Source organism: Enterobacteriaceae endosymbiont of Donacia crassipes (assembly GCF_012569785.1).
Taxonomy (GTDB): domain Bacteria; phylum Pseudomonadota; class Gammaproteobacteria; order Enterobacterales; family Enterobacteriaceae.
Genome location: NZ_CP046203.1, coordinates 1 through 6529 on the forward strand (window position 1 = coordinate 1; position 6529 = coordinate 6529).

The following is a 6529-nucleotide window of genomic DNA, read 5'->3' on the forward strand; positions in this document are numbered from 1 at the left end:
ATGAAAAAAAAAAAAGAATTTTTATCAATTTTGAAAGATAAACTACAGAAAATTATAATATTTTCTGTACTGCTAAATTTAATAGTTACTACATCGATTGGTAATGCTACAATTTTACGTAAAAATAGTGATATAAAAAAAAAACAAAATATTATTTTTGAAAGAAAAAAAAACATTAGTTACTTTATACAACAAATTTCTTTTTTGAAGAAAATGAGAAAAAATTATGTATTTTTATACATAAAAATAAAATTAGAAATTTACAAAGATTACAAAGATAAAAATATTTATTTTTTAGTAAACGAAAGTAATGAAACTATTAATGTAATAAAAAACGTCTATTTTACAAAACCCTTAGGTAAAGATGAAATAAATTGGAGTAATGTAAAAAAAAATTATGAAAATAATTATTCAGGGAAAAATAATTATGTCTCTGACATTTATCAAAATAAAGATAGAGAGATAAAAAAAAATAGTAATTTTAATGAAAAAAATTTATTTAATTCATTTTTATCAGTAAAAGATAAATTCTCTAACAAAGAAACATTTATAAAAAATGTTAAATTAAATATTTTAAATAAATTTAATTTAGAAGTTAATGATACAGTTCAATCTGTTATAAACAGATTGTTTGAAAAATTTAAATTAAACGGGAAATCTTTAGTTAAAATTAATTTAGACGAAAATTTAAATTTAAATAATTCTGAGTTAGGAATATTATTTCCTCTTATAGAGGGAGAAGATTACATTTTTTTTATACAAAATAATATACATAAAACAGATAATAGAAATCAAAATAACTTAGGTTTTGGGTTTAGGAAATTATCATTTGATAATAATTACTTATTAGGGATCAATAGTTTTTTTGATTATGATTTTACTTTAGATAATACAAGAATAGGATTAGGTTTAGAACTCTGGAAAGAATTTTTCAAAATAAGTACCAATGCATATTATGGATTAAGTAGATGGTGGCACCAAAATCAAGAATTTTTTAATGTAAAAAAACATTATCAAGATGATATTAATGATGATGAATTTTTTTCTAGACCTGCAATGGGATGGGATATTAATGCAGAAGGATATTTTTTTAAATTACCAGAATTAATTTTTAAATTAAGTTATGCAAAGTATTATGGAAATATAGGATTTAAACAAAATTTTAATTTAGAAAGACATGAAAAATTATTTTCTCCTTCAATTTATTCATTTAGTATAAATTATACCCCTATACCAATTTTTTCTTTTGTTATCCAAACAATACAAACTAATTATGGTGAAAATAGTATCCAATTTGGAGGTAATTTAAATTTACAGTTAAATACTTCATTACATGATCAATTACATAATAAAATTCATAATATTTTTTCATCTTCTTATGATCATAGATATAATTTTGTTAAAAGAAATAATAATATCATTCTAGAATATAGAAAAAAATTTTTAATTAAACTATTTACAAAAAAAGAAATTTCAGGATACCCAGGTAGTGAACATTCTTTAGGAGTTATAATAAATTCTGTAAATAAAATTAAAAATATATATTTTTATAGTAAAAATAGTTTTTTTCAAAAAGGTGGGGCTATTAAATCAATCAATAATAATTATATAATTAAATTACCTTGTTTTGATCCCCAAAACGAGCGAAATAATAATTATATAATTAAAGTTATAGCTCTTGATTTATTAGGAAATAAAGATATATCTTATATTAAGATTAATATTTTTCCTCCTTTAATAAATAAAGATTTTTCAAATTTAAATATTTTTCCTAAAACTATATTAGTTAATTCTGAAAAAGCGAAAATTACATTTGAAGCTAGAGATGTTAATAACAAACCATTAACCAATATAGAAGATATTAGTTTTATAGTTGATAATGGTAATTTTCCTGATACTTTTAATATAAAAATTAGTAAAGTTATTGAAAATCCCAAGGGAACATATACAGCAATAATTAAAGGTACATCTCCAGGAACAGTTTTAATAAGAGTTAAAATTAATGATATCCTTAATAAGGATATTAGTGATACACTCAAAATAATCTCTCTTTTTACAGATAATATGCAGGTTATAGCAAATCCTTCTACTCTTTTTACAAAAGTAAATAAATTTATTAATTTATCAATAAAAGTATTTGATAAACATGGAAATGGAGTAAAAGTTTCTGAGGTAAAAATAACTAATATTCTTGCCATGGATCGACAAGGATATATTAGAAAAGATAGTGGTAAACTTCATTTTGAAGATATAACAAATCAAAAATCTTATAATGGAGATAATTTTATTTCTTATACAAATAAAAATGGAGAATTAAAAGTTAAAATATCTGACCCACATGGTATTGGAGTACGTACTTTTCTTAAAATTAGTGCAGATGATTATGTTAGTAAAAAAATTGCTGTAGTTTTTACAGTACCTACTAGTCCCGATAATTTATATGCTAGAATGTATGGACATATGACTGATTCTTTGTATGTTAATGGATTAAAATTTAATAGACCAGCTTTATTTTCTGAACGTACAGGAGATCAAGTACATCATTATTTAAATGAAGATTGGTCAAAATTTACTTGGTATAATGGAGAAGAGTATTGTAAAACAATAAATGGGAGATTACCTGATAAAGATGAATTATTAAATTTTTATTATGCTCACCCAGGTGATGATTTACTTAGTAATTATGGCTGGCCTATTGTAGATAAATTTAGTTATGTATGGACTTCTACTCCTATAATTAATATGTATTTTCGTGATCCTTTACATTTTTATATTGATTTTTTAAGTGAAAAAATTGATAAAGGAATTATTAGTAATATTTTTACTGTTTTTTGTATTCAAAGAAGAAATAAATAGTTTATTTTTTTTGATCAAAAACAATTTTTGATCAAAAAAATAATATATAATAATATTATGTTTAATTTTATATAAATTAATTCAAAATGAAAATATTATTTTATAGACATGTAAAAAATATTTTTTTTCATACTATATTTATAATTATAATTTTATTTTTTCATAATTGTGTATATGCAAAAGATACACGTTCTATTACTGAACCAGTAATACCTAAAATATGTAAAACATTAATAGCTAATGATAATAAAGATTTTACTAATGAAATTAATGATGCTGTTACAGATTGTGCTAAACAACATAAAGTAGTTAGTTTAATATCATCTAATAATGGTGATACACATTTTTATTCTGGACCTATAATTATCCCCTCATATGGGGGAATCTTAATTAATAAAACAGTTATTTTGTCAGCTATTAACGACCCTATTTTATATGATAAGGGTAATAAAACATGTGGGACATTAGATGACATAGGTAAAGGATGTAATCCTTTTATAATTTTGAAAGGTGAAAATAGTGGTTTATACGGGGAGGGATATATTGATGGGCAAGGAGGAATGTTATTAAAAAATAAAAAATATACTTGGTGGCAATTAGCTACAGAAGCTAAAATTAGTCATAAAAAACAGAATAATCCTCATTTAATTAATATTAATTCAGGTCATAATGTAATTATATATAATTTACATCTAATAAATTCTCCTAATTTTCATGTTGTACCTTATCAAACAAATGGTTTAACTATTTGGGGGGTAAAAATAAATACTCCTGCTGATGCTCGTAATACAGATGGGATAGACCCCTCTTCTTCTCAAAATATAACTATTACACATTCTAATATTAGTACAGGAGATGATAATATAGCTATTAAAGCTGGTAAAAAAGGGGTATCAAAACATATAACTATTATAAATAATAATTTTGGTTATGGACATGGTATGTCCATAGGAAGTGAAATAAATAGTGGGGTAAATGATATTCTTATCAAAAATTTAACGTTAAAAAATACAACTAATGGGTTAAGAATTAAAAGTAATATTACAAAAGGAGGGGTAGTTACAAACATTCATTATGAAAATATTTGTATTTTTAATGTAAAAAATCCTATTATATTAGATACTAATTATAACAATGATAAAGAAAATGAAGAAAAAAGTATTCCACAATTTAAAAACATTTTTTTTAAAAACATTGAAATTTTAACTTCTGGGTTATTAAAATTTAATGGATTAAATGAAGAAAATATGATTGAAATTTTTGTCGATAATTTTCATGTAAAAAATGGATCTTCATGGATTAAAAATCATATTATAATCCATGGTAATATTGATTACATTATTAGTAAAGATAATTGTACATTGTATTAATGTTTTTTTAAAACTAAAAAAATAGTTTTATTATTTTTTTTGTTTGATATATTTTTTTTTAAAATATGTAACTTATAAAAGTTAGCAGCTGTTTCATTGCCAATAGCTGCTAATTTTTCTTTTGAAGAAGAATTTTTAATTAAATGCATAGCAAAAGAAGTACTAGAACAATATTTTAATTCCCATGATAAATTTTTTTTTATAAAAATACTACATTGTTTTAATGGTTCAGAGTGACTATAAATTTTTTTTATTTTTTTAAAAAAAATTTTTTTATTAGAAACCAAACAATGCTTAACAGGTAATTTGAAATTTTTTTTTATATATAAATAAGTACTATTAATTTCTAATAATTTAGATACTTCTGTAATAACTCCTGTTATATTATTATATATAGGAACTACTGCTAGTTTAACAAAATCTTGTTTAATATAAAAAAAAATTTCAAAAAAACTTTTACAACTTACATTGATAATTTTTTTATTAATAAAAAAATTATCAATGTAAGTTAAAACAGCTAAATGAGAATAACTATATAAAGGACCTAAAAAAGCAATACTTTCATCTGAATTTAAAAAATTACTTTCATAATTAATGAAAATATTATTATTATTAATAATAATATTTTTTTTACTAATATTTTTATCAATTATATTAATCATTTTAATTTTTAATTATAAACTTATTAAGTTACTATAACATAGTATAATGTTATTATTTTTTAATAACATGTACAATATCATTTTTATCTATCCAACAATTCCATCCTGTAATAACATAGTATAATGTTATTATTTTTTAATAACATGTACAATATCATTTTTATCTATCCAACAATTCCATCCTGTAGCTAATGAAACTTCATTTAAAGATTTTTTTAAAATTTGTCTAAATTTCCATAAAATAATAATCTTACTCCCACATAAATTTTTTAAAGTAGTAACTTTATAACATAAAGGAACGTTATGAGTACAATAAAAAAAATGTATCCATTGAGATAATGGTTTTCCTTTTAATTTTTTTCTTTCTTTTAAAGAAACTATAGTCCATATAGATTTTGTAAAAAAAGATGTTATATTTTTATTTAATAAAATTATATTTTTTTTAGTTTTATCATTTCTATACCATTCTTGTAATAAATGACCTATATAAAAATGATTTTTATAGTTAATTTCTATACTACAAATAGATAATCTAATTAAAGATGATTTTAACCATTCATAATCTTTTTTTCCTGTTGTTTTATCTATAGATTTTAAAAAAGAATAAGATGAAAAAATAACTTTTTCTCCTAAAGGTACTTGTGAAAATCTATATAAACATTCTAACCAAACATCTAAATCTGATTGATCTAAACTTTCTCCTGTAAAACGTATAAAAAAACCATTTAAAGATGTTTTTAAAATATTTCTTTCATATCTTCTACACCCTTTTTTTAAAATACCAAATAAAGAACTATGTAAAATAACATTAGGAACCACTCTTCTATTTTTTGAAATATTTGGAAAAAAATTTTGTATGTTAATACTTTTATTTTGTGCATAAAAAGATGAAAATATTTTTACTTTTTTTTTTTCTCTTTCTTTTTTTTCTTTTTTTAAAATATTACTTTTTTTTATAAGTAAATTAATTCTTTTATAAATCTGTTTTTTACACATGCAAATTAAACTTAACACACATACATAAATGACACAAATATTTAAACATCACAAAATACTAAAACAACAATTTTTTTATTAAACAAATTTTTATAAAATAATTTATATTTTTTAAAATTTATAAAAAATCAAAATTATTTTTTCATTGCTTACAACACAAAAAAAATATTTTTATATATGAAGAAAAAACATTTTTAGTTAGTTTGTTTTTGTTTTCAATAAAAATCCAAAATTAAAAATCATTACTTAATTATACTTATTTTTTTTCATATGTCAAAATAATTTTAAAATTTTTTACAAAGTAGTTTATTAACATAAACAATATAAAAATAGCAAGTAGTAAAAACGGGATAGCAAGTAGTAAAAACGGGATAGCAAGTAGTAAAAACGGGATAGCAAGTAGTAAAAAACGGGATAGCAAGTAGTAAAAAAACGGGATAGCAAGTAGCTTTGCTATATATATGTTATTTAAATAAATAAATTAGTTATTCTTTTAATCCTTTTTTAATCCTTTTTTAATCCTTTTTTAAAAACTAAAAAAAAACTTGTAAAAGAAAAAAAAAAGTATATTATAAGAGTTATATATGAATGATTTTACTAAACAGTTAGTTAGTTAAAAATTTTCAGTAAAAGTAAAAATTTATA

The 6529-nt window shown here is 20.7% G+C and carries 4 protein-coding genes; 2 read left to right on the plus strand and 2 right to left on the minus strand.

Features of this window, described 5'->3' with window-relative positions; translation table 11 throughout:
• Window positions 1–2856 carry an inverse autotransporter beta domain-containing protein gene (locus GJT95_RS02255; RefSeq protein WP_211080548.1) on the plus strand — a complete coding sequence of 952 codons (2856 nt, stop codon included), beginning with the start codon at window positions 1–3 and terminating at the stop codon, window positions 2854–2856.
• An 86-nt stretch (window positions 2857–2942) separates the two neighbouring features.
• On the plus strand, window positions 2943–4226 hold the full coding sequence (locus GJT95_RS02230; protein WP_169786155.1) for a glycoside hydrolase family 28 protein: 1284 nt from the start codon (window positions 2943–2945) through the stop codon (window positions 4224–4226).
• Here GJT95_RS02230 and GJT95_RS02235 read toward each other — a convergent pair.
• A complete protein-coding gene (locus GJT95_RS02235; RefSeq protein WP_169786156.1) occupies window positions 4223–4888 on the minus strand; it encodes a prephenate dehydratase domain-containing protein in 666 nt (221 codons plus the stop codon). The two genes, GJT95_RS02230 and GJT95_RS02235, sit on opposite strands and share 4 nt — an antisense overlap.
• A gap of 129 nt (window positions 4889–5017) precedes the next feature.
• Entirely contained in the window at window positions 5018–5884 is an 867-nt protein-coding gene (trfA, locus tag GJT95_RS02240; protein ID WP_169786157.1) for a plasmid replication initiator TrfA, read from the minus strand.
• Window positions 5885–6529 lie beyond the last annotated feature (645 nt).